The sequence below is a fragment of the Sulfitobacter sp. F26169L genome, assembly GCF_026410285.1.
GTDB lineage: Bacteria > Pseudomonadota > Alphaproteobacteria > Rhodobacterales > Rhodobacteraceae > Sulfitobacter.
Genome location: NZ_JAPMLP010000005.1, coordinates 51,491 through 78,270, shown reverse-complemented (window position 1 = coordinate 78,270; position 26,780 = coordinate 51,491). Strand labels below are relative to the sequence as shown.

27 protein-coding genes, 1 tRNA gene and 1 pseudogene are annotated in these 26,780 nt (G+C 55.9%); 17 read left to right on the top strand and 12 right to left on the bottom strand.

Features of this window, described 5'->3' with window-relative positions:
* Positions 1–4 precede the first annotated feature (4 nt).
* Positions 5–913 carry a DMT family transporter gene (locus OS189_RS12530; RefSeq protein ID WP_267167663.1) on the bottom strand — a complete coding sequence of 303 codons (909 nt, stop codon included), beginning with the start codon at positions 911–913 and terminating at the stop codon, positions 5–7.
* A gap of 272 nt (positions 914–1,185) precedes the next feature.
* Here OS189_RS12530 and OS189_RS12525 point away from each other — a divergent pair, with 272 nt between their 5' ends.
* The 3 genes from OS189_RS12525 (at position 1,186) to gnd (ending at position 4,979) form a co-directional block, all read left to right on the top strand.
* The gene (locus OS189_RS12525) at positions 1,186–2,358 is read left to right on the top strand and encodes an aspartate aminotransferase family protein (protein WP_267167845.1); all 1,173 of its coding nucleotides are present in this window, start codon (positions 1,186–1,188) and stop codon (positions 2,356–2,358) included.
* Between the two features lie 74 nt (positions 2,359–2,432).
* Positions 2,433–3,338 carry an ornithine carbamoyltransferase gene (argF, locus tag OS189_RS12520; RefSeq protein ID WP_267167662.1) on the top strand — a complete coding sequence of 302 codons (906 nt, stop codon included), beginning with the start codon at positions 2,433–2,435 and terminating at the stop codon, positions 3,336–3,338.
* 213 nt (positions 3,339–3,551) lie between these two features.
* Positions 3,552–4,979 (top strand): NADP-dependent phosphogluconate dehydrogenase, encoded by a 1,428-nt coding sequence (gene gnd / locus OS189_RS12515; protein ID WP_267167661.1) that lies wholly within the window; start codon positions 3,552–3,554, stop codon positions 4,977–4,979.
* Position 4,980: 1 nt separating this feature from the next.
* On the opposite strand, the gene hrpB is transcribed toward gnd, so the two are convergent.
* Positions 4,981–7,404 (bottom strand): ATP-dependent helicase HrpB, encoded by a 2,424-nt coding sequence (gene hrpB, locus OS189_RS12510; protein WP_267167660.1) that lies wholly within the window; start codon positions 7,402–7,404, stop codon positions 4,981–4,983.
* Positions 7,405–7,498: 94 nt separating this feature from the next.
* On the opposite strand from hrpB, the gene meaB reads away from it, so the two are divergent.
* The 3 genes from meaB (at position 7,499) to OS189_RS12495 (ending at position 9,501) form a co-directional block, all read left to right on the top strand.
* The gene (gene meaB, locus OS189_RS12505; protein WP_267167844.1) at positions 7,499–8,521 is read left to right on the top strand and encodes a methylmalonyl Co-A mutase-associated GTPase MeaB; all 1,023 of its coding nucleotides are present in this window, start codon (positions 7,499–7,501) and stop codon (positions 8,519–8,521) included.
* 93 nt (positions 8,522–8,614) lie between these two features.
* Entirely contained in the window at positions 8,615–8,914 is a 300-nt protein-coding gene (rpmB, locus tag OS189_RS12500) for a 50S ribosomal protein L28 (RefSeq protein ID WP_267167659.1), read from the top strand.
* A gap of 110 nt (positions 8,915–9,024) precedes the next feature.
* On the top strand, positions 9,025–9,501 hold the full coding sequence (locus OS189_RS12495) for a copper chaperone PCu(A)C (RefSeq protein ID WP_267167658.1): 477 nt from the start codon (positions 9,025–9,027) through the stop codon (positions 9,499–9,501).
* A gap of 19 nt (positions 9,502–9,520) precedes the next feature.
* On the opposite strand, the gene OS189_RS12490 is transcribed toward OS189_RS12495, so the two are convergent.
* On the bottom strand, positions 9,521–10,216 hold the full coding sequence (locus OS189_RS12490) for an NAD-dependent deacylase (protein ID WP_267167657.1): 696 nt from the start codon (positions 10,214–10,216) through the stop codon (positions 9,521–9,523).
* A gap of 123 nt (positions 10,217–10,339) precedes the next feature.
* Between OS189_RS12490 and OS189_RS12485 the strand changes: the two genes are divergently transcribed.
* The 6 genes from OS189_RS12485 to OS189_RS12460 all read left to right on the top strand — a co-directional run bounded on the left by OS189_RS12485 (position 10,340) and on the right by OS189_RS12460 (position 13,514).
* On the top strand, positions 10,340–11,227 hold the full coding sequence (locus tag OS189_RS12485) for a carbon-nitrogen hydrolase family protein (protein ID WP_267167656.1): 888 nt from the start codon (positions 10,340–10,342) through the stop codon (positions 11,225–11,227).
* A gap of 67 nt (positions 11,228–11,294) precedes the next feature.
* Positions 11,295–11,513, top strand: coding sequence for a translation initiation factor IF-1 (gene infA, locus OS189_RS12480; RefSeq protein WP_005978431.1), 219 nt, complete (start codon positions 11,295–11,297; stop codon positions 11,511–11,513).
* Between the two features lie 42 nt (positions 11,514–11,555).
* Positions 11,556–12,134 (top strand): Maf family protein, encoded by a 579-nt coding sequence (locus OS189_RS12475; protein ID WP_267167655.1) that lies wholly within the window; start codon positions 11,556–11,558, stop codon positions 12,132–12,134.
* On the top strand, positions 12,131–13,156 hold the full coding sequence (locus OS189_RS12470; protein ID WP_267167654.1) for a ribonuclease E/G: 1,026 nt from the start codon (positions 12,131–12,133) through the stop codon (positions 13,154–13,156). Before OS189_RS12475 ends, OS189_RS12470 begins: the two co-directional genes overlap by 4 nt.
* Complete coding sequence (locus tag OS189_RS12465; RefSeq protein ID WP_267167653.1) at positions 13,153–13,338, top strand: DNA gyrase inhibitor YacG; 186 nt, start codon at positions 13,153–13,155, stop codon at positions 13,336–13,338. Before OS189_RS12470 ends, OS189_RS12465 begins: the two co-directional genes overlap by 4 nt.
* 101 nt (positions 13,339–13,439) lie before the next feature.
* Positions 13,440–13,514: transfer RNA gene (locus OS189_RS12460), tRNA-Phe, on the top strand.
* 142 nt (positions 13,515–13,656) lie between these two features.
* Here OS189_RS12460 and OS189_RS12455 read toward each other — a convergent pair.
* From OS189_RS12455 to OS189_RS12440, 4 genes are all read right to left on the bottom strand, one after another.
* Entirely contained in the window at positions 13,657–13,956 is a 300-nt protein-coding gene (locus OS189_RS12455) for a helix-turn-helix transcriptional regulator (RefSeq protein ID WP_267167652.1), read from the bottom strand.
* A 517-nt stretch (positions 13,957–14,473) separates the two neighbouring features.
* Positions 14,474–16,660, bottom strand: coding sequence for an AAA family ATPase (locus OS189_RS12450; protein WP_267167651.1), 2,187 nt, complete (start codon positions 16,658–16,660; stop codon positions 14,474–14,476).
* Positions 16,620–17,552 (bottom strand): GIY-YIG nuclease family protein, encoded by a 933-nt coding sequence (locus tag OS189_RS12445; RefSeq protein WP_267167650.1) that lies wholly within the window; start codon positions 17,550–17,552, stop codon positions 16,620–16,622. Before OS189_RS12445 ends, OS189_RS12450 begins: the two co-directional genes overlap by 41 nt.
* A gap of 144 nt (positions 17,553–17,696) precedes the next feature.
* Complete coding sequence (locus OS189_RS12440; protein WP_267167649.1) at positions 17,697–18,224, bottom strand: hypothetical protein; 528 nt, start codon at positions 18,222–18,224, stop codon at positions 17,697–17,699.
* Between the two features lie 121 nt (positions 18,225–18,345).
* Between OS189_RS12440 and OS189_RS12435 the strand changes: the two genes are divergently transcribed.
* The gene (locus OS189_RS12435; protein ID WP_267167648.1) at positions 18,346–18,537 is read left to right on the top strand and encodes a hypothetical protein; all 192 of its coding nucleotides are present in this window, start codon (positions 18,346–18,348) and stop codon (positions 18,535–18,537) included.
* Between the two features lie 22 nt (positions 18,538–18,559).
* Here OS189_RS12435 and OS189_RS12430 read toward each other — a convergent pair whose 3' ends face one another.
* Positions 18,560–18,970 carry a helix-turn-helix domain-containing protein gene (locus OS189_RS12430; protein ID WP_267167647.1) on the bottom strand — a complete coding sequence of 137 codons (411 nt, stop codon included), beginning with the start codon at positions 18,968–18,970 and terminating at the stop codon, positions 18,560–18,562.
* A 318-nt stretch (positions 18,971–19,288) separates the two neighbouring features.
* Between OS189_RS12430 and OS189_RS12425 the strand changes: the two genes are divergently transcribed.
* The 3 genes from OS189_RS12425 to OS189_RS12415 all read left to right on the top strand — a co-directional run bounded on the left by OS189_RS12425 (position 19,289) and on the right by OS189_RS12415 (position 22,158).
* Positions 19,289–19,888: a hypothetical protein gene (locus OS189_RS12425; protein ID WP_267167646.1), complete on the top strand. Its 600-nt coding sequence runs from the start codon at positions 19,289–19,291 to the stop codon at positions 19,886–19,888.
* A gap of 48 nt (positions 19,889–19,936) precedes the next feature.
* Entirely contained in the window at positions 19,937–20,260 is a 324-nt protein-coding gene (locus OS189_RS12420) for a hypothetical protein (protein WP_267167645.1), read from the top strand.
* A gap of 524 nt (positions 20,261–20,784) precedes the next feature.
* Complete coding sequence (locus OS189_RS12415; protein WP_267167644.1) at positions 20,785–22,158, top strand: MATE family Na+-driven efflux transporter; 1,374 nt, start codon at positions 20,785–20,787, stop codon at positions 22,156–22,158.
* Positions 22,159–22,662: 504 nt separating this feature from the next.
* Here OS189_RS12415 and OS189_RS12410 read toward each other — a convergent pair.
* A complete protein-coding gene (locus OS189_RS12410) occupies positions 22,663–23,022 on the bottom strand; it encodes a hypothetical protein (RefSeq protein WP_267167643.1) in 360 nt (119 codons plus the stop codon).
* Between OS189_RS12410 and OS189_RS12405 the strand changes: the two genes are divergently transcribed.
* Positions 23,015–23,389: a hypothetical protein gene (locus OS189_RS12405; RefSeq protein ID WP_267167642.1), complete on the top strand. Its 375-nt coding sequence runs from the start codon at positions 23,015–23,017 to the stop codon at positions 23,387–23,389. The genes OS189_RS12410 and OS189_RS12405 overlap by 8 nt on opposite strands.
* Positions 23,390–23,431: 42 nt before the next feature.
* On the opposite strand, the pseudogene OS189_RS18720 reads toward OS189_RS12405, so the two are convergent.
* The 3 genes and pseudogenes from OS189_RS18720 to brxL form a co-directional block, all read right to left on the bottom strand.
* Positions 23,432–23,845 (bottom strand): annotated as a pseudogene (locus tag OS189_RS18720) (relaxase/mobilization nuclease domain-containing protein); the annotation flags it as partial.
* Positions 23,830–24,165, bottom strand: coding sequence for a hypothetical protein (locus tag OS189_RS12400; RefSeq protein ID WP_267167641.1), 336 nt, complete (start codon positions 24,163–24,165; stop codon positions 23,830–23,832). The pseudogene OS189_RS18720 and the gene OS189_RS12400, both read right to left, overlap by 16 nt.
* A gap of 542 nt (positions 24,166–24,707) precedes the next feature.
* Positions 24,708–26,780, bottom strand: coding sequence for a BREX system Lon protease-like protein BrxL (gene brxL, locus OS189_RS12395; protein ID WP_267167640.1), 2,073 nt, complete (start codon positions 26,778–26,780; stop codon positions 24,708–24,710).

Genomic DNA, 26,780 nt, shown 5'->3' with positions numbered 1-26,780 from the left:
GGCATCAAGGGACCGGAGGACGCACCGGAAGGGGCTTTTTGAGCCGCGCCTCGCGCAAAGCGAGCCAAAGGGCACCGGTTAAAATGATCGCAGCGCCCAGATATGTGATCCCGTCAGGACGCACACCGTAGAAAACTGCGTCATACAACGCGGCGAATATCAGGGTGCCATAACTGAACGGCGCGACAAAGCTGGCATCGGCCCGCGCCATCGCATTTACAAAGCAGGTCTGCGCAAAAGCCATACATACGCCGATCCCCGCCAGTACCATCCACTGGGCGGTTGTGGGCATTTGCCATAAGGGCAGCACTGCACAAGTAGAAATGCCCAAACCGATCATATTGTTCACCAGTAAAATCTGGAACGGATTCTCCCGCCCGGACAGCTTTTTGATAAATATCAGCTCCAGCCCCATGATCAGCGCCGCACCCAAGGCCAGCAAGGCTGCGGGCTGAAAGCTGTCTGGTGTCGGCCGCAACAGCACAAGCGCACCGGCCAGCGCCAGCACAGCCGCCGACCAGCGCACGCGGCCAACCATCTCTCCCAGCAGCGGAATTGCAAGCATCATGGCAAACACCGGATTAAGAAACGAGATCGCCGTTGCATCGGCCAGCGGAATGTAGGCGACGGAAGCAAACATCAGCGTCACACCGGCCCAACCCGCGCCGGTGCGCGCAAAGTGCAGCCGCCAGGTAGGACGCGACAGGGCAGGGCGCACAACTGCGGCAATCGACACCAGCGCGATAAAGGCAAACAGAAACCGTCCGTGACTGATTTGCAAGGCATGCAGCGGGGTTCCCAGCGTGTCCGTGCCAAGGCTTTTGGCCATCAGCGTTGTTGCCGCTATAAAGGCGGCAGCAAGCAGTATCAAACCGGCAGCCAACGCATTGTTCTGGGGTCTGGGTGTGTACATGTCATTGATATGACGCGGATCGACCGCCCCGGCAAGAAGCCGCAAACACCTCTTGCAAACGCCCGCGCCTACGTTAAACCGGTGCCATGATCACGCTTACAAATATCCTGTCCCGACGACGCCGCAGCTGAAATGCCGCCCGTGACCTGCCTGTCTGGCGGGTTTGATCCATAATGCCTGTTGCAGGCTCCTCCACCATACCACTTGACCCGCCGCACCGCTCATGCCCTTTTGGGGTTTTCGCGGCTTTCTCCCTTGAAAGGATGACCCAGATGATCGCTTCTGTCTTGCCGACCTACTCCCGTGCCCCCCTCAGCTTTGTCAAAGGTGAAGGCGTATGGCTGACCGAGGCAGACGGGCGACGCTTTCTGGATCTGGGTGCCGGAATCGCGGTGAACGCACTGGGGCATGCGAACCCCGCGCTGACTGCGGCATTGACCGAACAGGCCGGTAAACTCTGGCATACCTCCAACCTTTACCAGATTCCGCAGCAGCAGGCGTTGGCCGACCGGTTGGTCGCCCATAGCTTTGCCGACACAGTATTTTTCACCAATTCCGGTACGGAAAGCTGTGAACTGGCCGTAAAGATGGCGCGCAAATATTTCTACGACAAGGATCAGCCGGAACGTGTTGAGATCATAACCTTCTCGGGCTCCTTCCATGGCCGTTCTTCCGCTGGCATCGCCGCCGCAGGGTCAGAAAAGATGACAAAGGGTTTCGGCCCGCTGTTGCCGGGGTTCGTTCACCTTGAATTCGGCGACCATGACGCGCTGACCGCAGCGATCACCGAAAAAACCTGCGCCGTGCTGGTCGAGCCGGTACAAGGTGAAGGCGGTATACGCCCACTGCCGGATGCCTGCCTCAAAGGTCTGCGCGATCTGTGTGATGAACATGGCATCCTTATGATCCTTGACGAGGTCCAGTGCGGTGTGGGGCGCACCGGCAAATTGTTTGCCCACGAATGGGCAGGTATCACACCCGACATTATGATGGTCGCCAAGGGCATCGGCGGCGGCTTTCCACTTGGCGCCGTGATGGCCACTGAAAACGCCGCCAGCGGCATGACCGCAGGCACACACGGCTCGACCTATGGCGGCAACCCGCTGGGCTGTGCTGTGGGCTGCGCGGTGATGGATATTGTCGCAGACCCCGCCTTTCTGGCCGAAGTAAATCGCAAGGCAGGCCTGCTGCGCCAAAAGCTCGAAGGGCTGGTCGCTGCGCATCCCGAAATCTTTGAAGAAGTACGCGGCTCTGGCCTCATGCTGGGCCTTAAGTGCAAGGTGGCGCCGCCCGATTTGGTGAATGCAGGGTACAGCGCGGAAGTAATCAGCGTGCCTGCAGCGGATAACGTTGTGCGCCTGCTGCCGCCGCTGAACATCACGGACGAAGAAATAGCCGAGGCCGTCAGCCGTCTCGACCGTGCCGCGGCGTCGCTGCACCCATAATAATTCTTTTGGCCATAAATATCCCGGGGGTACGGGGGCTGGCCCCCGATACGCCCCAAAACGAAAAGTGATACATGAAACATTTTCTGGACATCCACCAAACAGCGCAATCCGATCTGCGCAGCATCATCGATAATGCAATTTCGATCAAACAGGCCCGTAACGGTCGCCCGCGCGGCGCACTGGATGACGATCTCCCCCTGAAAGACCACATGGTCGCATTGATTTTCGAAAAACCCTCTACGCGAACACGGGTGTCATTTGATGTCGGTGTGCGCCAGATGGGGGGACAGACACTGGTGCTGTCCGGTGCCGACATGCAACTGGGCCACGGCGAAACCATCGCCGATACCGCCCGTGTCCTGTCGCGTTATGTCGATCTGATCATGATCCGCACCTTCGAAGAACAGACCCTGCACGAAATGGCGGAACACGCCACTGTGCCCGTAATAAACGGCCTGACCAACCGCACGCACCCCTGTCAGATCATGGCGGACATAATGACATTCGAAGAACACAACGGCCCCATCAGAGGCAAACGTGTGGTCTGGTCCGGTGATGGCAACAACGTATTCGCCAGCTTTGCCCATGCGGCAAAACAGTTCGACTTCGAACTGGTCTTTACCGGCCCCCAGCCGCTGGACCCCGAGCCCGCGCTGGACGGGCTGTACACAACCGTGCGCGATCCGCATGATGCGGTAAAAGGGGCGGATCTGGTTGTTACCGACACATGGGTGTCCATGCATGATCCGCAATCCGCACGCGAGCGGCGCCATAACCAGTTGCGCGGATATCAGGTTAACGAAGCATTGATGTCAAAAGCCAAACCCGACGCCTTGTTCATGCACTGCCTGCCCGCCCACCGTGATGACGAAGCAACAAGCGCCGTGATGGATGGCCCACATTCGGTTATCTTTGACGAAGCGGAAAACCGTCTTCATGCCCAGAAAGCTATCATGCGGTGGTGTTTGGAGAAGTAAGTGTTTTGCCACCTTCTGCATTTAGTGGGGGGCTAATTTTTTCGCTGGTGGTAGCAGACAAAGGATAATCTGCTTCCAGCAGCGAACATACCAATTCCCGCAGATCATCCGGAACTCTTTTTGAAAACGCTTGCACCTGTGTAGCTTTGGCTTGCACCGCTGTGCCAAAACCCTCACCCTGATCCCACAGAACAGGATCGCAGGGGGGCTGCCATGACGAAAATGAAAGCGGATATTGGCGTTTACGGGCTTGGTACGATGGGCAGCGCTTTGGCCCTCAATCTCGCCGAAAGCGGATTTCAGGTTGCGGTGACCAACCGTGAAACAGACTGGATCGCGACATTTATGCAAAAAGCGGGGCCGCTCGCCGAACAGCTAACCCCTGCGAATACCCTCGAAGAATTTGTCGCGGCGCTGAAAACCCCGCGTACGATCCTGTTTATGATCCCCTCTGGCGCGCCGATGGATGCGATGATTGATGCTGTTCTGCCGCTGCTGGAGAAGGGGGATACCATCATTGACGGTGGCAACGCCGACTTCCACGACACCCGCCGCCGGTTTAAGCGGCTCGCCGATACGGGAGCGCATTTTGTTGGAATGGGCGTTTCGGGCGGCGAGCAGGGTGCGCGACATGGCCCATCAATGATGGTGGGAGGCACCGCGCACAGCTGGCAGCAATTGAAACCGATGGCTGAAGCGATTGCGGCAAAATACAATGGCGCACCTTGCGTTGCGCATCTCGGCCCAGACGGGGCGGGGCATTTTGTGAAAACGGTCCACAACGGGATCGAGTACGCCGATATGCAGATGATCGCCGAAGTGTATGGCATTTTGCGTGACGGGGCAGGCTGGGAAGCGCCACGCATCGGCGCACTGTTCGAGGAGTGGCAAAACGGGCCGCTGGAATCCTATTTGATAGAAGTCAGCGCCGCAGCCCTTCAGACCATGGATGCCGACACAGGGCTGCCTGTTGTCGACATGATCCTTGACCGCGCGGGGCAGAAAGGTACTGGCCGCTGGACACTGATCGAAGCGCTGAAAATGGGTCAGTCTGCCAACACGATAGAAGCTGCGGTGGGGGCGCGCGGATGGTCGTCAGAAAAGCCCGTCCGCGAGGTGGCGCAAACAATCCTCACGGCGGGAACCGTGCAATCTGATGTGCCTGATGCCGCTGAACTTGAAAAGGCATTGCTTGCTGCGCGAATTCTGGCCCATGCGCAGGGTTTTCGCATATTGGCAGCAGCCTCGGAAGAGTTTGACTGGGCGCTGGATTTGGCCCGTATTTCAGAGATATGGCGCGCGGGGTGCATTATCCGCTCTGCGCTGCTGGATGATTTCGCGCAGGCGTTCAGGGATGAATTGCCAATGGGCCACCTGATCCTGTCACCTGCAATTGCAGCAATGCTGGCGGATGCAATCCCTGCGCTGCGGCGGGTTGTCATGGCAGGCGCGGGGCTGGGCACGCCCCTGCCTGCGCTATCATCCGCGCTGGCGTGGTATGACAGCATGCGCCACGCGCGCGGCACTGCAAACCTTATTCAGGCACAACGTGATTTCTTTGGCGCGCACGGTTTCGCGCGTACCGATCAGGATGGTAAATTCCATGCCGACTGGCCCACGCTGGCAAGCGAGCAAGCCTGAATTAGGTGCCGCGCGGCTTGGCGCGCAACGTCGGGTCTGCTGCGCGCGGGTCTTCCGGCCACGGGTGGCGCGGATAGCTGGCGCGCATGTCCTTGCGCACATCCGCATAAGATCCGTCCCAGAATCCGGGTAGATCAGTGGTAACCTGTACGGGGCGCTGGGCAGGGGACAGCAGGGTCACTTGCAAAGGTTGCCCCGACACTGACGGGTGACGGGTTACACCGAACATCTCCTGCAAGCGCACAGAAATTTGCGGTGTCTCCCCATCATAATCAATAGCAATACGGCGCCCCAGTGGCGTTTCGAAATGCGCGGGGGCGGCGCGGTCCAGTTGCTGTTGTTGGTCCCAATCAAGCCGCGCGCGCAGCGCCTGCAGTAGATCAAACCGTTTCCAGTCGGCGGTGCTGCGGGTATTGCCCAGATGCGGCAGTAGCCATTCCTCCAGCGTCTCCATCAAATGTGGTTCGGAAAAGTCGGGGAACCCGTTCTGCCCGGCTACCAATGCCGCGCGGCGCAGGAAACGTGCCGCGGCCTTGTCAGGGCGCAGACCCAACTGCGCCACACCGTCCAGCATGGCTCGGGCGACCAGCTCCTGAGGGGCATCCGCCCATGTGCGGTCATCCAGCACCAATGCGCCGAACCGTTCCTGCCGCCGTGTCTCTACGCGCCCCTCACGGCGTGACCACGCGCAATAATCATGCCATGCGATCTGGTCGGGAAAGGCAGCGCGCAGCGCGCTTTCGGACAGGGCGGTGCCTTGGCGGATGCGGGCCTCACGCGGATCACCGTCCAGATCTGTCGCCACAATCAGGCGCTCACCGGCCAGCGGGTCCCCTTCGGGCGCGATGGCCCCTTTTCCGCCAGACAGCACAAACCTTGCCGCATCTCCTTTGCGCCGCAACCCGATCCTGTCGGGATAGGCGAGGGCGGCGAGCGTGCCGATGTCTTGCGGGCCGTCCGGCGCGGTTGCAGAGGACAAACGCTTTGCCTCTTGGCGGATGCGCGCGAGCGTCGCGTGATACACTTCTCCTGCCACACGCTCTCCTGCGGCAGCGCGCATGCGGTGGGACAGGTCCAGCGGCGCACCGCGCAGCGGGTCGCGTTCGGCCAGTATGGCAGCCAACGTTGCGGCTGTGCGCCCTCCGCGCGCCACCATGTGCGCAAGGCGCGGATGCAACGGCAGCTTCGCCAGCGTGCGCCCGTGTGTGGTGATGCGCCCCTGTGCATCCAGCGCGCCGAGCATCTGTAACAGCGCCTTCGCCTCTCGCAACCGTCCCGCATGGGGCGGCGTAACAAAAGCAAGGTCGTCAGCCTGTGCACCCCACAACGCAAGCTCCAACGCGAAAGCGCTTAAATCACCGCTTTCGATCTCGGCAGGGGGATAGGCAGCCAGCGCGCCATCTTCGCCGCGCGTCCAGAGCTTGTAGGCTACCCCTTCGCTGACGCGCCCTGCGCGGCCTGCGCGTTGGGTCGCTTCGGCCTGTGTGACGCGGGTGGTGACAAGGCGGGACATGCCTGAAGACGGATCAAACTCTGCCCGCCGCGACCGTCCGCCATCAACGACAATGCGAATGCCCTCGATGGTCAGGGATGTTTCGGCAATGGATGTCGCCAGCACGATCTTGCGTCCGGTAGTGGCAGGGTTGATCGCGGCGCGCTGGGCTTTGAAATCCATCGCGCCAAACAGCGGCGCAATGGTGCAATCAGGCGGCACCTGTCGCGCCAGCACCCCTTCGACGCGCCTGATCTCCCCTTCTCCGGGGAGAAACACAAGCGCCGATCCGCTGGACTGTGTCATCGCGCGCAGAACCAGATCGGCAACTGCCTGTTCGTAACGTTGCGTTTTTGGCAAAGGTTTATCCAGCCAGTGGGGCGTCACTGCAAAACTGCGTCCTTGGGATGTAATCACGGGTGAATTCATCAGCGCGGCCACAGGGGCGGCATCCAGCGTGGCGGACATAACTACCAGCAGCAGATCATCGCGCAGCGCGTCTGCAATTTCCAGACACAGGGCCAGCCCCAGATCGGCATTCAGCGAGCGTTCGTGAAACTCGTCAAAGATCACCGCACCCACACCGGGCAATTCAGGATTGTCCTGTATCATGCGCGTCAGGATACCTTCTGTCACAACTTCGATCCGCGTGGATTTCGAAATTGCCGACGCACCGCGCACACGGTAGCCAACTGTTTGCCCCACGTCTTCGCCCAGTGTCTGCGCCATCCGCTCGGCGGCGGCGCGTGCGGCAAGACGGCGGGGTTCCAGCATCAGGATGTGGCCTTTTGTCAGGTCACCCGCCAGCATCGCCAACGGAACACGGGTTGTTTTACCCGCTCCGGGGGGCGCCTGCAGGACCACGCGTCTGTTGCTGCGCAGGGCATCCAGCACATCGGGCATCACGTCATCTATGGGCAGAACTGTTTGCATGGATGTCTTATCGGGGCTGGATGCAGGCGGGGCAAGGCTGGACATTCGCGGCGCGGGGCGTGAAAACCGGAATGAACTAGCGCGGAGGTATCTGATGGACATCACTGAAACGGCAAATCGCATCCGCGCAGGCGAGCGGCGCGCACTGGCACGCGCAATCACGCTGGTGGAAAGCGGCCGTGCCGATCACCGTGAACAGGCCACCGCCCTGCTGGCCGAACTGGGTCAAGGCAAGGAGGCATTGCGCATTGGCCTTTCCGGCACACCGGGTGTTGGCAAATCTACCTTCATCGAGAGTTTCGGTTTGATGCTGACTGGGCAGGGGCTGCGGGTGGCTGTGCTGGCGGTTGATCCCAGCTCCTCACGCTCGGGCGGATCGATTCTGGGCGATAAAACGCGGATGGACGAGCTGAGCCGTGACCCCAACGCATTTATCCGCCCGTCCCCCAGCCAGACCCATCTGGGCGGTGTGGCGCGTCGCACACGCGAAGCAGTGGCCCTGTGCGAGGCGGCGGGATTCGATGTGGTGCTGATTGAAACGGTGGGCGTGGGGCAATCGGAAACAGTGGTTGCGCATATGTCGGATCTGTTTTTGCTGCTGCTGGCCCCTGCGGGGGGCGATGAATTGCAAGGCGTCAAGCGCGGCATCATGGAAATGGCCGATCTGATAGTGATCAACAAAGCCGATGGCGACCTGAAGGCGACGGCCATGCGCACGAAGGCGGATTATTCCGGCGCGTTAAGGTTATTGCGCAAACGGCCTCAAGACCCTGACGGCTATCCGCGCGCCATGACCGTTTCCGCGCTGGAACAGCGTGGTTTGCCAGAGGTGTGGGAGGCACTGACAATCCTGTCTGACTGGCGTCGCGAAAACGGTTTTTGGGACCAAACCCGCGCCATGCAGGCCCGCTATTGGTTTGAAGATGCGGTTAAATCAGCGCTGCTGGCGCAACTGGACGCACCGCATGCGCGCAGCGCATTGGCAAAGCTGAGCGACGCTGTCGCAGCAGGGCAGCAGGAACCGGCGGCGGCTGCCGCAGCCTTTGTGCGCGATTTGCGCGAAGATGGCGCAAAAACGCAAGCATCTCGGGTTGACCTGCCGCGTGATTCCTCCTAAAGCCTGAAAACCAATTTACGGGACGCCTGTTGTGCGCCCTGATAGCTGTGGTGCCAATTCATGGGTGCCGCGCCGAACCAAGAGGATGAACCCATGTCGCGCCGTTGCGAATTGACCGGAAAAGGCCCGATGTCGGGCAACAACGTATCACACGCCAAAAACCGCACACGTCGTCGGTTTTTGCCAAACCTGAACGACACAACGCTTCAGTCCGAAGCGCTGGGCCGTGGTTTCAAGCTGCGTATCACATCCGCTGCCCTGCGCAGTGTTGATCACCGCGGTGGTCTGGACAAGTTTCTGGCGAAAGCCAAAGACGTTGATCTGTCTGATAACGCGCTGAAAATCAAAAAAGCGATCGCCAAGTCCGGCGCAGAGGCAGACGTACTGTCCTAAACCGACTTCTGATAACGATTACATCGACCCCGACCTGAACGCAGGGCGGGGTCGTTTGTGTTTGTGCCTGCCTTTCAGGCGATGGCCTCTTCGTGCAAAAGGATAACAGGATGCAGAAACCCAAAGGTGCCGTCGGCATCGTCGTTCTTTTTGCCTTAATCGCTGTGGTAATGGCCGTCGTTTCGGTAAAGATGTCGCCGCTCGACAAAAGCAATGCTGCATTTGTTGTTCAGGAACCGTATTTGCGCAGCAGTTTGCCCACTTCCACATCGGCGGCAGCGTTTATGATGCTGCGCAATGATACGGGGCGCGATGACCGTCTGGTGGCGGTACGCTCGGGGCTGTCCGGGCGGGTGGAACTGCACACCCATACCCAAGACGCAAATGGCGTCGTGCGGATGGGACCGATTGAAGGTGGCGTTGCTTTGCCTGATGGCACCACCCACGCGTTCAAGCGCGGTGGCGATCATCTGATGTTCATCGGCCTCGACGCTCCGCTGAGCCAAGGGCAAATGGTGCAGGTGACGCTGGTTTTCGAAAAAGCGGGTGAGGTGGAAATTTCCGTTCCAGTGGACCTCGACCGCTGACCGCTTTTGAACACGTTTTTCATTTCTTTGCTAGAATATCGTCCACCCAAGCAGGAACGGTCTGCGTAGCCGGACCAAATACAGATTTATCAAATTGTGATCCGATCGCAGAAGATTCGAGATTAAGCTCCAGCGTTTCGGCCCCGGCGCGGGCCGCTTCTGCCACAAACCCGGCGGCGGGATAGACATTGCCGGACGTGCCGATTGAAACAAAGATATCGGCCTCGCCGAGCGCATCAATGATCCTGTCCATCTGATAGGGTATTTCACCAAACCAGACGATGTCGGGCCGCGCGGCAGGGGCATTGCAGGACGGGCAGGTGTCTGCGACCTGCATCTGCATGGGGGCAGGCCAGCGATGCTCGCACGCTGCGCACAGGGCGGAGTTGAGCGCGCCGTGCATGTGAATCACGTTATTGGAACCGCCACGCTCGTGCAGGTCATCCACGTTTTGGGTAACCACCAGAACACTGCCGTTGTTCTCTGCCTCCAGCTTCGCTAGCGCTTTATGTGCTGCGTTGGGCAATGCGCTGGCTGCTTGGGTACGCCGTCCGTTGTAAAAATCGACAACCAGTTTCGGATCCCGCACAAACCCTTCCGGCGTAGCGACATCGTCAACATTGTGCTGTGCCCAAAGCCCTGTTTCAGCGCGAAAGGTTTCGATACCGCTTTCAGCCGAGATACCGGCACCGGTGAGAATGACGATGTTGCGCATGAGAGTGCTCCGTTTATAAACAGTGTCGTTGAAGAACAGATAGATGGCCTTCATGCTTGCCGCTGCTGGCCAGACGATGCAAGCTGGTTTCAGAAAACTTGATAAACCGGAGCCGGATTTCAGATGAGAATCGCAACTGCTGCCTACCCGCTGGATGTGCTGACCTCGTGGGCGCACTACGAAGACAAGCTGGCCCACTGGGTTGCAGGCGCTTGCGCACAGGGCGCTGATTTGCTCGTATTCCCCGAATACGGCGCGATGGAACTGGCCACACTGGACGGGCTGGATGTGGCAGGTGATCTGGAAAAATCGCTCTTTTCCGTATCTGATAAAATTGGCGAGGCTGACGCGCTGCACGTGCGCCTCGCGGCTGAACACGGCGTGCATATAGTTGCGGCGTCCGCCCCTGCGGCGACACAAACACGCCCCGTTAACCGCGCGAGGTTAATCACGCCCGACGGTCAAATCGGGGTGCAGGACAAGCAGATCATGACCCGTTTCGAGCGTGATGTCTGGGGTGTGATCGGTGGCGGCCCGTTACAGGTGTTTGATACGGCTCTGGGCCGTATCGGTATTCTGATCTGTTATGACAGCGAATTTCCGTTGCTTGGACGTGCGTTGCAGTCCTGTGACATCATCGCTGTGCCCAGCGTCACCGAGGCGCTTGCCGGCTACTGGCGTGTGCGCACAGGCGCGATGGCCCGCGCGCTGGAGAATCAGTGCGTTACAGCAATGTCATCGGTAGTGGGGCAGGCCGATTGGTCGGACGCACTGGGCTCGTGTGTGGGGGCCGGGGGTGTTTTCTGCCCGCCTGATACGGGCTTTCCGTCAACAGGCGTGCTCGCCGCTGCAGAAATCTGCGTGCCGGGCTGGACCTATGCCGATGTAGACATTGAGGCAATCGCTCATGTGCGCGCTGACGGTGTGGTTTTGAACCGGTCACACTGGGAAGAACAGCAGGGCCGCGACGCCCCTGCGTTAAATGTGGCCCTAAAGCGTATCTCCTCTTGAAAAACCTCGCAGATGCGCTCATTTAAGCGTCTGTCCCCAAAGGGGGGATGTTTTTACAGGAGAAACCATGGCTAAGGAAGATACGCTCGAATTTCCCGGTGTCGTCAAGGAACTCCTGCCGAATGCTACGTTCCGGGTCGAGCTTGAAAACGGCCATGAGATCATTGCACATACGGCAGGCAAAATGCGCAAGAACCGCATCCGCGTTCTGGCAGGCGATAAGGTACAGGTTGAAATGACCCCTTATGACCTGACAAAAGGCCGGATCAACTATCGTTTCAAATAACGCTATCCCCGCCCGCCCCAAGGTGGGGCGAGGAGTAAATCGATGAAATTCATCCTCGGATCAGGATCACCGCGCCGCAAGGAATTGCTGGCGCAAATCGGCGTTGTTGCGGATGATATCCGCGCCCCCGATATAGACGAAACCCCGCAAAAAGGCGAACTACCGCGCCCCTATTGCGCGCGCATGGCCCGTGAAAAGGTTGCTGCAGTGCCTGCCGCTGCGGATGATATCGTGCTATGTGCCGATACAACTGTGGCACTGGGCCGCCGTATTCTGGGCAAACCCGCCGACCGCGCCGAGGCTGAAAAATTTCTGCGCGCGCTATCCGGTCGCCGTCACAAGGTGATCACGGCAGTTGCCGTAAAGCGCGGTGCGCGCGTTTGGGAGCGCGATGTGATGAGCACCGTGCGCATGAAGAACCTCGCCGAAGACGAGCTGCGCGCATATCTTGATACTGATGATTGGAACGGCAAGGCAGGCGGCTACGGCATTCAGGGGCCTGCGGGTGTTCTGATCCCGTGGATATCAGGCTCCTTTACCGGTATCGTGGGTCTACCACTATCTGAAACCGCAAATTTGCTGCGCGCCAGCGGCTACCCGCTTTATGGAGAATGCTCATGAAGGGCCGTACAATTATCCTCGATCACTTAGGTGATGTCGAAGCTGCCGCATTGATGGTGGATGGCCGGCTTGAGGATTTGCTGGTGGACACACCGGATGCCCCGCGCAGCGGCACAATCTACCGCGCAATCGCGGACCGGCCCGTCAAAGGGCAGGGGGGCATGTTCCTCAAGACGCCCGACGGCTCGGCATTTTTGCGCCAAATTAAAGGGCTTGCGCCCGGCCAGCGGATTCTTGTGCAGGTGTCAGGCTTTGCCGAAGACGGGAAAGCTCTGCCAGTGACGTCGAAGCTGCTGTTCAAAAGCCGCTATGCTATTATCACCCCCGATGCACCAGGTTTGAATATTTCCCGCTCCATCCGCGACGAGGCGGAGCGCGACCGTTTGTTGGAAATCTCCCATGACGCGATGGACGGTGCGCAATACGGTCTGATCCTGCGCTCGTGCTGCGCGGGTGCCGACGGTGAGGCAATTGCAGATGATATCGATGCGATGCTGGAACTGGCGCGTGCTGTGCTGAACGACGATAGCACTGAAATGGAAACACTGTCCGAAGGTGATGGTCCACACGTGCTTGCATGGCGCGACTGGGTCGCACCTGCCGAAATTGTGACCGAGGCCGGTGGTTTCGAAGATCACGGCGTGTTGGACGCCCTCGATACGTTGATCGAAGATCGTGTGGACCTGTCCGGCGGCGCTTCAATGTATGTGGAAACTACCCGTGCGTTGATAGCCGTGGACGTGAATACCGGCGCTGACGTGTCTCTTGCGGCGGGTGTGAAGGCCAATATGGCCTGCGCCCGCGCATTGCCTCGGGCGCTGCGTTTGCGCGGTCTTGGAGGACAAATTGTGCTTGATCTGGCCCCGATGCCGAAAAAAGACCGTCGCCCGTTCGAGACAGCCTTGCGCGCAGCTTTTAGGGCTGACGAGGTAGAAACCACGCTGGTCGGGTGGACACCGTTGGGCCACTATGAGCTGCAGCGCAAACGCGCCCGCGCGCCCCTTGGCGAGATTCTCGCATGAACTGCCCGATCTGTTCCGGCGAGACTGTGAAAAAGTATCGTCCCTTCTGCTCGCGCCGCTGCGCTGATATCGATCTGTCGAAATGGTTTTCAGGCGCCTACGCCACACCATCCCGGGACCCTGATGATATTGAAAAAGTAGTAGAAGCGCTGGAAAACGAAGAGATAAAGAAGCCACACTGACCCGATAGGCAACCAAGTTGCGCGCTATTGCAAAAAGAGTCTGGACACCCGCCACCAGACCCCCTAGAACGCGCTCACCCGACCAGTTTACTGGTCCCGGTGCCCGGGTAGCTCAGGGGTAGAGCAGTGGATTGAAAATCCTCGTGTCGGTGGTTCGATTCCGCCCCCGGGCACCATTAAAACGTCCTTTGTATTCAGTGGGTTAGTTTGTTTTAGGCTTGACTGACCTGCTTCTAGGATTTGACGCTCTTGCGCTCAGTGGGACGCTGGTGGGACAGGGCGTTCTGGTTAAACCATTCACAAAGTATCCTTCATGGCCTAATTGCATTGTGCTGGTCCACCTTTCATTGCGTCTACCATATCAAACTGCTTCGTCCACTCCGCGCGGTCTTTCTCGATCATTGCGACATAGGCGTTCACTTCCGACACGATGAAACGCGTGCTGCAATTTTCGTTAAAATGGTTGCCGATCTTTCGTTTGCGCGGAAATGCTGGGTTCTCCCGATGCCAACGATCAATTGTCGGGCGCGTCACCTCGAAAAGCTTCATGAGGTCGCTGATCCGGCAGTAATGGCGGTTTGAAAGCCATTTCGGCAATGAGGTGTTCGTATCTGACATGGTGGCGGTCCTTTAAGTTTTTAGTGTTTGTGCTGCTCGCTTCTGGTGGTGACGGGGTAGTTTGCCCATCGCGGTAGTTGCTTCTCAAAATAAGAGAGGATTGCTTCAGGATCACGCCCACTGGTCCTGAATCTCGTGGTTTCAAGTGCGAAACCTGTGGAAAGAGGGTTAAATTTTGCGATTCCACGTATGTTGGCCGCAAAATGCGAAGGGTTCTCACGCTGAAGAAGGCTGTCTGGCGTCGGTTTGGTCCGAGAATTACGGATTTTCCATGTGTCATTCTGGTTGAGTATCTCGTGTATCCCTTTTTTTACGATTTTCTTTCTGCAGGCTGCTCTGCCCGAGCGGCCTGATGGACCTAACCTACGGTTCGGTTTTGGCAGCGCTGTCGCGCTGGATTGTGGCGGGGGCCTGCGCCCCCGCGGATTCTTCTGTTAAGGGTTTTATGCAGTGGTGGTTGGTGGGATGGGTCTGCGTCTGAAAGGGTGGTGTGTAGGAGGAGGTAGCTGTCATTGAATCAGTTAAGGTGATTATTGGGTGGGGCGTCCGCTTGAGTAGAAGTCACGCCGTTAAGGAGGCGTGCGATTGTGGGTGCTTTCATAGATCGGTCTTTGATCAACTGACCGGCCAGTTTTTCGACGAAGTGATAATTTATTTGAAGGATTTTTGCCGCACGGGTTTCGGCACGCTTGATGTGCTGGAGAACCCGATCGCGAATGGCCGGCGTTCCGAGGTGGGTAGCGTCAGAATCTTGATGCCAGACGGGCCCCTGTAGGCCGAGACCATAGGTGGTCTCGATTGCGATTGCGCTGCGGGTTGCAAGCGCAAGATCGGAGTGTGCAGGGCCACCTGCGCCGGCCGAGACTTCGCCGATTATCAGGCGTTCTGCGGCGCGGCCTGCCATCGAGTATGTGATCTGGTTTTCGATATCTGACAGGCGGCTTTCATTATTATAGATGCGGCAGGCGATATTTCCGCCGTCTCCAGTGATCGTGATGCTGTCGAGGTGACCGATCTGGAGGGCATGAGCAACGACAGCATGTCCGGCCTCATGGACGGCGATCCGCCACGTGCGCGCTTGGTTCTCGTCATCTGGAGCTACGTTCATCTGCGCCTGAAGCATCTCGACCGACAGCATTTTGCGGGCATGTCGTGCGTCTGATCGCGCCGCGCGGATGGCAGCGTCGATATCAGCAGCCGACTGGCCCACAGCGCGGCGCGAGAGGCTGCGTAGATCGTGATCCGCGATGTCTTGAGACAGATGGAATCGCAGGATTTCTAAAATGGCATCGGCATCCGGCATTGGCATTTCGATTTTGATGTCCATCCGGCCTGAGCGAATGACAGCGGGGTCAATCCGGTCGATAAAATTGCTGGTTCCTACGACGATCACTCCCTCCTCGGTTCCAATTTGATCAAGTTCGGTAAGAAAAGTCGTGATGACCTGCGTGCGATAATTGCTCGCGTGACGGTCCGGATCTATGCGCGATCCGACTGCATCGATTTCATCAATCACGAGGATGCAGGGCGCATTGCGCCGGGCCTCACTGAAAGTTTCACGCATCTCTCGCAGCATATCGCCGAGATGCCCTGCAGACTGCCACGAGCCAAATGTCCCCGTGACCAAAGATACGCCGGCGCCGTTTGACATCGCGCGGGCGAGCCATGTTTTGCCTGTGCCCGGTGCGCCATGGAGCAACAAAGAATGACTGATTTCGTGCCACTTCACTCGTCCAGTTTTCCATGCCTGTAGATCGGCAACGATACGACGCGCAGCGGAGAGCGCCGGGCTGTCACCGTGCATATCCTCAAGGCGCGGACCATCGGCGCAGCCGTCTCGCTTTGAAATTTGCCGCAAGCGCGTGATTGCATCATGCAGGATCGGTGCGCGTAGCGCGGCGCAGATCTCGACCGTGCTGAGGTTTTGTAATTCTGCTTCTGAAGGTAATGCCGCGCGAATGTTTCCTGCACCGGGAGCCTGATCGGCAAGATGCCCTGACGCGAGGAACTTCAGGATCACATCATGCGTTACGGGGAACAGGTAGAGCGGAGCCGGAACAACTATCTTGAGCGCCTTTGGCAACGCAATACCGTCAGTTTGCAGGACGAGCAGCGGCTCGATCTTGTCGAGGCTGTCGGTCACCAAACGTGTAAAGCGAGATTGCGCATTCTTCGCGAGATAACCGTCTGTCATATCAGGTTCGATGATCTTCCAACGCGACGGAAACATATCCGTGATCGTGTCCTTGAAGGTTTCCAGTTCGGTCGTCGGTATCCCGCCGATGACAGTGATGGCGCCACATAGGAAAGCTCCGTGCTCTACTTCCGTCGTTCCGATGGTGGCAGCGATCCGGATGGCCGCCAACATTTTGCGGGCAGGCACATATCGGGACGGAAAAACCGCTGTTCCTTTAAAATGCTCCGCCGGTTCCGGACCCTCGAGTTTTTGAAAAAGAATATCCAATTCTGTTGGGTCCTCGTTTTCATTTTTAAAATGAACACCGTGGCGGTTGCGAAGGCGGTCGATCAGCGTGTCTGCGTAGGTCGACCATTCGGGGTTTTGTGGTGTATTTACGGGCATGAAAGAGCCCTCCATATAAAATATGACTGGGGACACCTTCGGCCAAATGGACCGAAGGGCGGATGAAACTGGTTTGGATTGATTATGAAGCTGTTGACGCAAGGTTGGTGGCGATGGCGTCAAGCTCGTCGAGGATGATAGCAGTCAGGCTGGCCTCATAGATCTCCGTTTTCACGTTGATAAGACCACTGTAAACTTGAGAGTCGACTACGGTCGCTGGATGGGCTTCTCGCAGCTTCGCATGCAGGGCTTTTTCGAGGCTGATAGCTTGCTGTCCGGTGTCCACAGGAACGGTTCTCAAGATTTCGCAGGGCAAGTCTTTATTCCGCACCAGTTGGTTGCGAAGGCGGCCCAACGGGTTGTTGGAGTAACCCAATTTGACCAGTTCGCGGCTGTTCGGCAGCGTGAAACTCATAACATAGAGGTTACTTGGCGCGGCCGGCCAAAGCTCGCCACAACCACCACAAGAGAAGCGATCAGTCTGCAGGTTGGTCCTTGCAATCCTTTGCTTGTGATCACATGCGATGTGCTTGTATTGGCGGTAATTTGGATCGCCATTTGGATCTGCTCCAACCAGCTCCCATCCTCTCGCATCAGCCTCTGCTTCCTCTGTTGCATGGTGACAAATTTCGCAACGGATGCCTGTTTCGCCCGCAGCGACGCGTTTGATGAGCTCAAACTGGCGACGCAGTGTATGTCCGCAAGGCGCTTCATACCAAGCGTAATGACGGTTTTCGGGGCACTGGTCGATGAACACCAGACCAACCGACTTTGCCGTCGTGATCCACCCGGATTTGATGCAGGCCGAGCAGAGCGGTTGTGCGGACATAAGCGTGAAAAGCCGCGCCTGAATAATCTCGCCGCAGAGATGACAGCGTAGGGCGAGATGAAGCCGGTCAATGATCCGGCCAGCAATGTCGTAGCCCTTCGCATGTGCCGCTTCGATCCAATGCGGCAGGATTTTACCCGGAAATACAGGGACAGGCGTGCCTGCGATTGTGAGAGTATTTGTCATAAGGAGTCCTCCGATGTGACTGCCTTCCAATGCGCAGGCCGAAGGCGTGCGGCGCGGATGGGCAGCCGAAGAATTGAAATTATGGTGAGATTGCTTTCCTTTCCGACGTTCTCGGAAAGGAAAGCAGTCGCGTGGGATGTGGCTTCAGAAACCGAAAATCATCTCGTCGGTTGGCCCATGATCATCAAGGAGATCATCGGTCAGATCACGATCCCACGACGGGAACGACATCATCGCGTCCACCAGATGGCGGGCATGGACCAGCAGCCCGTTACGGTGTATCGCTGTCGGTGAAAGACCCGTAGCCTGAAGCTGTGTAAAGAACATCAGCTGCATTTTGAGGTGCATCGCACGGGCTGCAGCAGGGTCTTCGTTTCCGAGAATTTCATCCATGAGTAAGGCCATGCGCTTCAGCGGCGTATCCTCGGGGATTTCAACCGGCAGGTTGCGCGTTTCGCCGAGTGCGTCGGCGAGATTTGAGAAAGCGACCTCGGAGTCGCGGACCCAGTTTGAATAGGCCAGATCCTGGCTATAGCCAACGTCGTCGAGGTCCAGTTCTGCGAGAAGGAATTTTTGCATACAGGAAATTGACTCGCAGAATGCGAGCATCAGCTCTGTTTCAGGAGGGGCTTCATGGCCGCCCGCAGCTGTGATATGAGTTTGTATAGTCATCTGATTTCTCCGTAGGAATGATGATGGTCAGGGCCAAGGTTCGAGTTACAGCTCTTGCCTTGGCCTGCTTATAATGTAATATTGTAATCAGATAGTCAAGCGGATTAGAGGATTATTTGACATGACTGAGCAAAAAAAGAAGATCGGACGCCCAAAAACGGCCTCCAAGCCCGTGATGATCCGCATGGAAACTGAGATGATCGACGATATTGATGCATATCGCCGGACACTCGAAGATATCCCGACGCGACCTGAAGCCATGCGGCGGATCCTTGCGAGCTTTCTGGAGAATTGGAAGGCAGAGCAAGAGTGATCAATCTTCCGACTACAAAATATTAAATCTTGAAAAGCCCCACGCTAATGCAAACCGCAACCGCATGAATTTTTGACTTCACGCCCAGCCGTGCGCAAGCCCGCCGCGCGTAGAAAGCGACTGTCGCCTCCGACAAATCCAAAAGTTGTGCCGTTTCCCAAGTCGTTTTGCCTTGGGCAGCCCACTTGAGAACGTCAAGTTCCCGCGGAGCGAGATAAAGCGCGGCTTGACTTGATGTATCATCTGCCTTCCGAGCGATGGGGGTTTGCTGATGGGATATTATGCCATCTTCTGCTCCGGACGTGTGGTGCAGCATGCAACCGGCAGCACCCGTTGCCTGTGAGTTGCTGATAGTCGAATCAACATGCGAATCCGCACTTTGCTCGTGAGAGTTTGACGCTATCTGACCGGTAATCTTAAAATCGTAAAACATGATTGCGCCTCCGTCGTGAAGAGAGGCAGTCCGGCTTTGCAGCCGGGTGTTCGAAACCCTACACGTCGGCGCAGAGCGCCGCCACCTTTAAGCAAGCTCTGGACATACGTGACAGCCACCCGGCCAGAAGAATTCTGACCGGCCGACGTATGTTAGGGTTTCGACGCCCCGAAGCGCGGAATTGGCCGTGCTCTGGTTGCAGTTTTGCACGACAGCGGGGATGACGCAAACACGATACCTCTGTTTGGAGGTATTTAAAGTCATGCAAGGCGATGAAATATTTACGTCATTCGATTTTAGAAGTGTGAGGACCCTGAGATGAAATTCTATTACGCTATATTCTGCGCATTTTCGGGTCTCGGGTTGGCGACGTCGGCCGTTCCCGCATCTGCCGAACCTGCATCCTGTGTGCTTGAAGTTGAAGGGCAATCCTACGTCGACGGACAATGTTCATTCGAACTGCTGTCAAGTGGTGACGGAAGCTTCAAGATCATGGGCAATTCGGGCGATTATTTTGCCTATGTGTATGTTGAGGGCGAAGGTGCAGCGACCGCACATTGGAACGAAATCGCTGGTGTGAACCGTGCGCATACGCCGCTGGGATCACTGCAGCGTGACGGGGCTTGCTGGGTCAGCGATACCGTGCGCATCTGTGCGACTGCCGCAGAACAAGCTTCGTCTGTTTCGCCGCACGGTTCTTGGGATTGCGAGATCATGGGTTTCACCCTCGATGATCAGATTTACAAAAATTCGTCGGCTCCTGCAGCAACTGTTCAAAGTATTGAAGCTTTTGCGGAAGACGCTTTTGGCGTGACGTTGGACGATGGATACAGGTTCACGCTTCTTAATGTCACGGCGGACAGGTTGGTCTGGCATTCGCCTGCGAGTGGGGACACTTTTGAATGCCGCCGAGAGTAAACAGCGCTCGGTCTGAATCGGTCAACAATCTACAGTTTGGAGTTTTAAATGTCAGGCCAATTTCCCTGTCCGCATTGTGGTAATCAAATTAATGAAGGCTATACCAAGTGTGGTTCATGCCGCGCCACGGAAGAATTCATACCGAATGCATTCATTGCGTGGACTGTTGTTATACCAGTCATGCTGGCGATCCTTGCTGCCGCGGGATTCGCTGCGCTCTTTATCTTGGGATATTGGGCTGCCGGTCAAATAAATTGGATTGTTGCGTTACTCTTATTAGCGGCAATTGTGTTTGGCACTGTATGGGTATTCCGACAAATCAAACATCGGTTGCCGGGCAAAACAGTGTGGGTCTCACGCAATATTGAGTAACCCTGACCTGCAATGGCATCACCTGTAAGATAGCGGCATTCGCGATCGACAGCACGGCATCACTGAGGCCGATGATATTCGTTCTTCACTGAATGCGCATCACCACAAATGGACACTGCGCCAAATATGGACACTTTGCCGTCGGAAAATTCCCCGGCGGCGCAACTTCGTTCTGGGTGTCGATCTGTTGAAAGATTTCTGTATGCCGTTGGGCATCTTAGGTTCGGAATCGCATCAGTCAGCAGCGCCACGCAACATTGGCTCGACTGGCAAGCAATACCGTCCCAAACTGGGCCCTTATCGCGTCTCGGCCAAGGTCGGTTCTTCGGATTTGGTCGGCCTACATGCCACCACTTTCGCTGCCTCGTTCAGCCGTAAAGCTGCCGCTATTTGTGATGGTTTGTGCGTAGTTCTACCCCACTTGAGACGCTTTTATACGCCTCAACATCGTTGGTGTGATTGTTGAGTGAAGCGTGCGATTCCACGCTAAACCACTTCTTGATTTAACTTGCTATGTGCGGCAAATGTCCTCCAAATCAAGACAACGCATGCTTTCGTTACCAAAGGACATCTCCAATTTGTTTCAATTGAATTATCGCCTCTGGGGCGCGATCTTTGTTGTTGCCTTCTTTCCGACGCTTTATTCAACCGTCCGAATTTATTTCATCAACAGCATCCCGGACACTTGGAGTGTCAGCATCGCCGCCCAATCGATGTGGCTTCATCTTTCCTATGAAGTAGCTCAGGAAGCGGTATTGGTTCCGCTTTATTTCCTGTTCGGACAGGTGATCCGTGACCTTCCTTCACTCAGAGAGCGGGTGTCTCTGGCATTCTTAGTGACGCTTTCCGCCTATTTGGTCCTGACGGTCCTCGTATTGCTTGGGGCAGATCAGTTGACAAAGCTGATGGCTCAACAGGCCGAGCTTCAGACCCTCACGGCTCGCTACATTAGGCTGGAGGCCATTGCGATCATGATCGGGGTCTTCAACGATATCTGTATTGTGGTTCTTGTGGCACTCGGAATGCCTCGGCTTGTGCTGTTCCTGGTCATGTTGCGTGCCTGTTTCACAATTGCCTTCGATGCCCTCTTCGTTGGGCAGTTTTCGTGGTCTTTGGATCTCGCAGTGACGGGCGTAGCGCTGACGAACATTGTTGTCGGCGCAGTCATACTGATCCCATCCCTTCTTATTCTTAACCGTCTTCGAGTGATTACCATGCCGCGAGGGGTGGGGCGCGAGGCATGGATGCGCATTTGGTTTCGGGTCGCCCTTCGGTCAGGACTTGAGTCTGGCGTTCGAAACCTCGCCTTCTCGTTGATGATCTTGCGACTGGTGAACGAAGTGCAGGAGGCTGGGCTTTTCTGGGTGACAAATGGCTTCATCTGGGGATGGCTTCTGCTTCCGGTTCTGACGCTTGGAACGCTGATGCGCCAAGATGCCGGCAATAACGACGGAAAGCTCGGGAGGCGGTTCGTCGGGTATTTCGTGGCGACCGGATTGATCATTTTGGTCTGGCTGTTCACTGTGCCTGGGTGGGTTTGGTTTGTATCTGGAGCCATGGGCTCTCCTGAAGCCGAACGCGTTGTTGATCTGGCCTTGCTGATGCTCTTTTTTTATGTGGTATTTGCGTTTAATCATGTGCTTGACAGTTATTTTTATGGGGTCGGCCGCACGGATCTGATGCTCTACCAGTCGCTTTTTGTGAGCATATTTTATTATGGCATAACATTTGTAGCCTATCAGGCTGGGTATTTTGTTCCCGACCTTCAGGGTATCGCCTTGTTGTTTGGTGGTGGTATCGTGATCGACTCCATCGTTACGCTTTGGCAGTTCAGACGCCATGGTTATTTCGAACGTGCTGGCGAACAACTTGAACTCCAGACCGCTTCATCAAGATAAGAAACTCCAATCTGATAAAGATGCCACTACCCGAAACGATCAACCTATGACCTTGACCAGACTCAAGCGATCTTCAACTGCTGTCGATCGCTCAGCCGAGCCTGATCTGCTGGGAGACGAAAAACGCAGCTATTTCATCGGTCCGGGCAATAGCACTGATTGCAACGGTGGGCTCCCACCATGCCTCAGAAGCTTTAGAAAGACTACTTCGCGCGAGTTCCGTTCGCCCGAACAAGGTGCAGCAACGGATTAGGTGAGGTCAGAATCCGGGTCCCGATTCGAGTTCTGTGTCCCCCTCAGGCGGCTTCAAAGTTGCTGTATATTCGGCTTGGAACATCAGTGCTTCTTCACCGTCTTTCACGACTGCCGCAGAATATTGATCAACGATGGCCGCACTCCGATCTGCAAAAGCAATGCCGATCCTTTGAGAGTTTGGCAGCACCCTTACTTTCCAGCCAGGCAGCCGTTTGGCGGCGAGCCTACAGACCTTGGCCAGAAGCGACCCTATTGTGGGTCGAGGGGCGCGTTCAAGATTGAAAGAATCCGGTCCAGTTTCTTGCTCTGCTGCCGCTGGTTCTCCTCGGAGTTCTCTGCCATGCCGTTGATCAGGTTCTCCGTTGCCGTCATTTGTGCCGTCAACTTGGCCAGCTCCACCTGATATTGCGCTTGTCGATCCGACAGGTCTTTCAACAAATTGGCCAGCATCTCGCTGAGCGACTCCCGCTGGTCGTCCGGCCGGTCCAGAAGATCCAGCAGCGCGTGCAGAGCGAGGACGTGCCTGTCCATCGTCTTGAGTTGGTTCTGGATGATCTGCAGGTTGGAGGGCAGTTCGAGCGGGGTTTGGTCGGGCGATGATTTGGTCAACGATATTCTCCACGTTGGGATTTTTAAAGACCTGAACCAGATGATCCAGTTCAAGGCGGTCGCGAAGGCGACGGAGTTTGCGGGTGAAGTGAAGCAGGTTTTGCAGATGCCGTGGCTGCCAACCCTTGCCGAGCGCGCCGCCAAAATTTTCGCCGGCACTGTTGGTGAACTTGAAAGCGGGAACACCATGCTGGTTCTGAGCCATCTCGACATTGAAACCGCCTGGCTGCTGCGAAAGTGCGGCGCTGAGGTCAGCCAGCGTTTCCGGTTGCTGAAGGAGAAGCACCTTTTGCAGATCTGTGTGCAGCAGCTTGGTATTTGCGTCGACCAACCGACGCTTTGGCGTGATGGGGTCAAGCCGCGGTGAGCCAGATTCATTGAAATACTGCGGTTGCGGTAGTCCAAGCATTTCACACAAATGTCTGTGGACTTCTTCGGCCTTGGCGTCTGATCCGGAGACATGGAGAGGACGTCCAGCGAAATCGCGTAAGACGACGGCAGTGTGAACGTGATCGCAATCGGTGTCTTGATGGCGCTTCGAAAACCAGGGCGTCATCTCCGGATCGAGGCCGATGATCTTCATGGCCGCTTTAATGATCTTCAACCAGACTTTACGTGTTGCTCTGATACCTTTGGGAAGCGACAGGGTCATATGCATGATGGGTTCCGGCCGTGGATCGTCCGCTATGCACGTCCGGAAACGCTGAAACAGATCGCGGTCTGAGAAGTTCGGTATCGTGCCGCCGAGCGCTTCTGCATCAGGTCTGTTTACATAGCGGTTCAGCCTATTGGGATCGCCGTGCCTGGTTAAGTGCGGACGCATGACGTGATCTCCCGCAGCTCGTCTCTCACCTCATCGCATGCCTCCATAATTTTTTTGACGGCCTTCTTCGCAGCCGGCCCTGTCAACCTGCGACTACCGGAGGTGCTTTCGTCCGTGTCACACAGCAGCTCGTTGCACAGGAGAGAGAGTTGACCGATTCGTAAGGCGATCTTCGTTAGTTCCAAGGGGGTGCCGAGAAGAGCACTATCCCGCACATACGACGCACGGGTCTGATACCGCGCTTCTTTCCAAATTTGTTCGAGCTCGGCCTTCTCAGCGACAGACACTTTGAATTTAATTTCTTCAGTTCGTTTATTCATTTCTTTTCTCCATCAAAAATGACGGTGAAATCGTGGCAGGCAGGCTATGCTCGGACGATCTTCTATTTGACCAAAAGATCACAATGATGACGCACATACCTGAATCCCTTGTTTTCACCTCGATGGACTGGAGATAAGGAGATCAAACCGTCTGTCATCAGCTCAGGCGATAGAAACACTCGGTTGGCATCACTATTCTGTGGATAACGCACGAAGTCTGATTTTCAACTTTGATGAAGATCGTCGATTTCTAAAAAGTCCGGCTTTGCGGTTCAGTGTGGCTGCGGGGGCGATACGGGTTTATCTACGACCGATAAATTAGTTTTACGGGACAAGCACCTAGAGAGGGGGCCCGTTTTTACGTTTTACCGATTTTCGCAGGGTCCGATTATTTTGCCCAGCCAGCTCATCGAGAAAGTCCGCATACCTTTGAGCCGTTACTTTATCGTCGGGCATAACTGCCGCTCTCACCCCAAGAACAGAACATCCGGTTTATCAATTTGGAAACGGTTTATGGCTGTCGTAAGCCATGTATTCGGGTCTCAGGCTTCGCGCACGTATGTGACGTAAAAGCCTTTGGCCATCCGGTGTTCCTGTAGCCTGTCACCCAAGGAGAACCCGCCGGGCTTACGTATTGGGGGTTGGAATATATCAAGCCCCCGATCAAGAACAAGCTTCCAACCAGTGTCGGTCGTAATTGATCGAGCGTGGGCGGTTCCTGTTCCGTCAAAGGCCCAGGTGAAATCGACACCACTTCCAATACATGCTTCAGAGACAGATTCGAGGAGCTCTCTTTGCGCGGAGATATTTCCGTCATCGGGCCCTGTGACAAGATGGACGGTAACCTGATCTTCTGGAGCTTTACGTCGAATAACCATTTCGACAAATTCCATCATGTTCCGGATCTGGTAGAATATGCGGACATATGGATCGACCACATCAATTCGACTTGCGCCATCAATATAAGGTCCGAACAGTTGGTCGAAACTGATGCCTTTACGGTTCTCAGCGAAGTCGAAATGACCCGCTGCAAGTGCTGGTTTCGCCTCTGGTTGGGGGGGGGTAGTGGTCGCTACATTGCCTCCTCGCAAGCCGGCATCGCCGTTGTCAATTATGTCATCGTCCTGGCTAACCTCGACGCCTGTGGGCTTGTGGTAGAACTGGGGAAACTCTTCTTCCTCGACAGTTCGAACCGGTCGTTTTTTCCCGTCCGATCCTGTGTAATGAAAGTCTACGGAAGGATAGGTATCATCAATGCGTAGCAGTTGGTCTTTTACGCGTTTCCGACTTTCGATGGCCAAACGGAAGAGCTCTTCAACCTCTGCTTCGGTCTCCCCACCATTGGGGAATAGAAGCTTAAGCAGTCCCGACATTGTCTTATAGATGCCATCTCGGTCACGGGTTGAGGCCTCTGCGCACAGCGTGAAATGTTTGTCAGGAAGGTGCGAAAAATCTTCAGAGCGCAGATGGCGTAAGATTTCAGCCAGGTAATCGACGATGAATCCGTAGTTCGACGTGAACATCTCGCTTCGGATCACATCAATCTCCCAGCCGGGCAGATAGGCATGAAGGCGGTCGATGAACGCGCTGTCGTGAAATTGGGCGGGCAATGCTTCGAATAGATCGCTATTTTTCAGCATGTAGGGCACATTGTGATCAGTGTTCCCGACAAAAGCAAAACTTGCCTCGGCACCCATGGGATTGACCCCGCGCGAAAACTGCTTGTTGGCCATATAGTTTTTCATGATATCAACGAGTGCTTTGTTCGCCTTCTTCTCACGTCCTGCGAACTCGTCAAACGCTACGACATCCCAATAGCCAACCAAGCCAATTTTACCATTGGAGTTGTTCACAAACAGCTTTGGCACAGAGACTTCCCCGCCGGATATCAGCTGACCGTGGGGCGAGAATTCAGAGTAGATATGCGACTTACCCGTGCCTTTCGGGCCCAACTCGATGATATTGTAGTTCCGCTCTACAAACGGGACAAGCCGCATGAGTTGCAAAAGCTTGCTACGCCGACCAAATGCCTCCGGATCAAAGCCAATGCTTTGCATCAGTAGATCAATCCACTCCTCTGTCGTGAATTCATCTCGAGTGGTGCGATATTGCTCATAGTCAACACGCGCGATTTGAATCGGCTTTATGCTTTCAATAATCCACGGTGAAATACGATTATCGTCGGTGAATTCATATTGCACGTCAGCGATGCACCAAATCCCCGTTACAAGAAGTTTAGGATGGGTCTTTACCGTCGTGCTATCGACGGCAACTTTCTTTATGCCGAGGTTTTCAAAGACGGCCTCATAACAGTCAGTCTTTTCGTTTAATGCAACGCTGACTTGGTCAATGACCTTGTAGCGACCTTTTTCTTTGATGGTTGATTGGACCAAACCTGCTTCTGATCGATGGACGTAGTGTTTGCGTAGGATATCCTTGACGGTTTCGATTCCCGTAGCGATCGAATCTTCATCATCAGTTGCGCAATATTGGCCGAGCAAATATTCCAGCACATAGGTGGGCACGATTGCATTGCCCTTTACGGCTTTCACCAGATCCTTGCGGACCACATAGCCTGCGAAATGTTCATTTATTTTGTCATCTAAAGTGCTCAT

Bases quoted from the DNA above. Each gene is read 5' to 3' on its own strand.
- meaB (WP_267167844.1), top strand. From the start codon at position 7,499: ATGGACATCACTGAAACGGCAAATCGCATCCGCGCAGGCGAGCGGCGC.
- argF (WP_267167662.1), top strand. From the start codon at position 2,433: ATGAAACATTTTCTGGACATCCACCAAACAGCGCAATCCGATCTGCGC.
- rpmB (WP_267167659.1), top strand. From the start codon at position 8,615: ATGTCGCGCCGTTGCGAATTGACCGGAAAAGGCCCGATGTCGGGCAAC.
- OS189_RS12530 (WP_267167663.1), bottom strand. From the start codon at position 913: ATGTACACACCCAGACCCCAGAACAATGCGTTGGCTGCCGGTTTGATA.
- OS189_RS12485 (WP_267167656.1), top strand. From the start codon at position 10,340: ATGAGAATCGCAACTGCTGCCTACCCGCTGGATGTGCTGACCTCGTGG.
- OS189_RS12445 (WP_267167650.1), bottom strand. From the start codon at position 17,552: ATGACAAATACTCTCACAATCGCAGGCACGCCTGTCCCTGTATTTCCG.
- OS189_RS12495 (WP_267167658.1), top strand. From the start codon at position 9,025: ATGCAGAAACCCAAAGGTGCCGTCGGCATCGTCGTTCTTTTTGCCTTA.
- OS189_RS12490 (WP_267167657.1), bottom strand. From the start codon at position 10,216: ATGCGCAACATCGTCATTCTCACCGGTGCCGGTATCTCGGCTGAAAGC.
- OS189_RS12425 (WP_267167646.1), top strand. From the start codon at position 19,289: ATGAAATTCTATTACGCTATATTCTGCGCATTTTCGGGTCTCGGGTTG.
- OS189_RS12475 (WP_267167655.1), top strand. From the start codon at position 11,556: ATGAAATTCATCCTCGGATCAGGATCACCGCGCCGCAAGGAATTGCTG.
- OS189_RS12430 (WP_267167647.1), bottom strand. From the start codon at position 18,970: ATGTTTTACGATTTTAAGATTACCGGTCAGATAGCGTCAAACTCTCAC.
- OS189_RS12415 (WP_267167644.1), top strand. From the start codon at position 20,785: ATGTCCTCCAAATCAAGACAACGCATGCTTTCGTTACCAAAGGACATC.
- OS189_RS12465 (WP_267167653.1), top strand. From the start codon at position 13,153: ATGAACTGCCCGATCTGTTCCGGCGAGACTGTGAAAAAGTATCGTCCC.
- gnd (WP_267167661.1), top strand. From the start codon at position 3,552: ATGACGAAAATGAAAGCGGATATTGGCGTTTACGGGCTTGGTACGATG.
- OS189_RS12470 (WP_267167654.1), top strand. From the start codon at position 12,131: ATGAAGGGCCGTACAATTATCCTCGATCACTTAGGTGATGTCGAAGCT.
- OS189_RS12440 (WP_267167649.1), bottom strand. From the start codon at position 18,224: ATGACTATACAAACTCATATCACAGCTGCGGGCGGCCATGAAGCCCCT.
- OS189_RS12455 (WP_267167652.1), bottom strand. From the start codon at position 13,956: ATGTCAGATACGAACACCTCATTGCCGAAATGGCTTTCAAACCGCCAT.
- OS189_RS12435 (WP_267167648.1), top strand. From the start codon at position 18,346: ATGACTGAGCAAAAAAAGAAGATCGGACGCCCAAAAACGGCCTCCAAG.
- brxL (WP_267167640.1), bottom strand. From the start codon at position 26,780: ATGAGCACTTTAGATGACAAAATAAATGAACATTTCGCAGGCTATGTG.
- infA (WP_005978431.1), top strand. From the start codon at position 11,295: ATGGCTAAGGAAGATACGCTCGAATTTCCCGGTGTCGTCAAGGAACTC.
- OS189_RS12420 (WP_267167645.1), top strand. From the start codon at position 19,937: ATGTCAGGCCAATTTCCCTGTCCGCATTGTGGTAATCAAATTAATGAA.
- OS189_RS12525 (WP_267167845.1), top strand. From the start codon at position 1,186: ATGATCGCTTCTGTCTTGCCGACCTACTCCCGTGCCCCCCTCAGCTTT.
- OS189_RS12400 (WP_267167641.1), bottom strand. From the start codon at position 24,165: ATGAATAAACGAACTGAAGAAATTAAATTCAAAGTGTCTGTCGCTGAG.
- hrpB (WP_267167660.1), bottom strand. From the start codon at position 7,404: ATGCAAACAGTTCTGCCCATAGATGACGTGATGCCCGATGTGCTGGAT.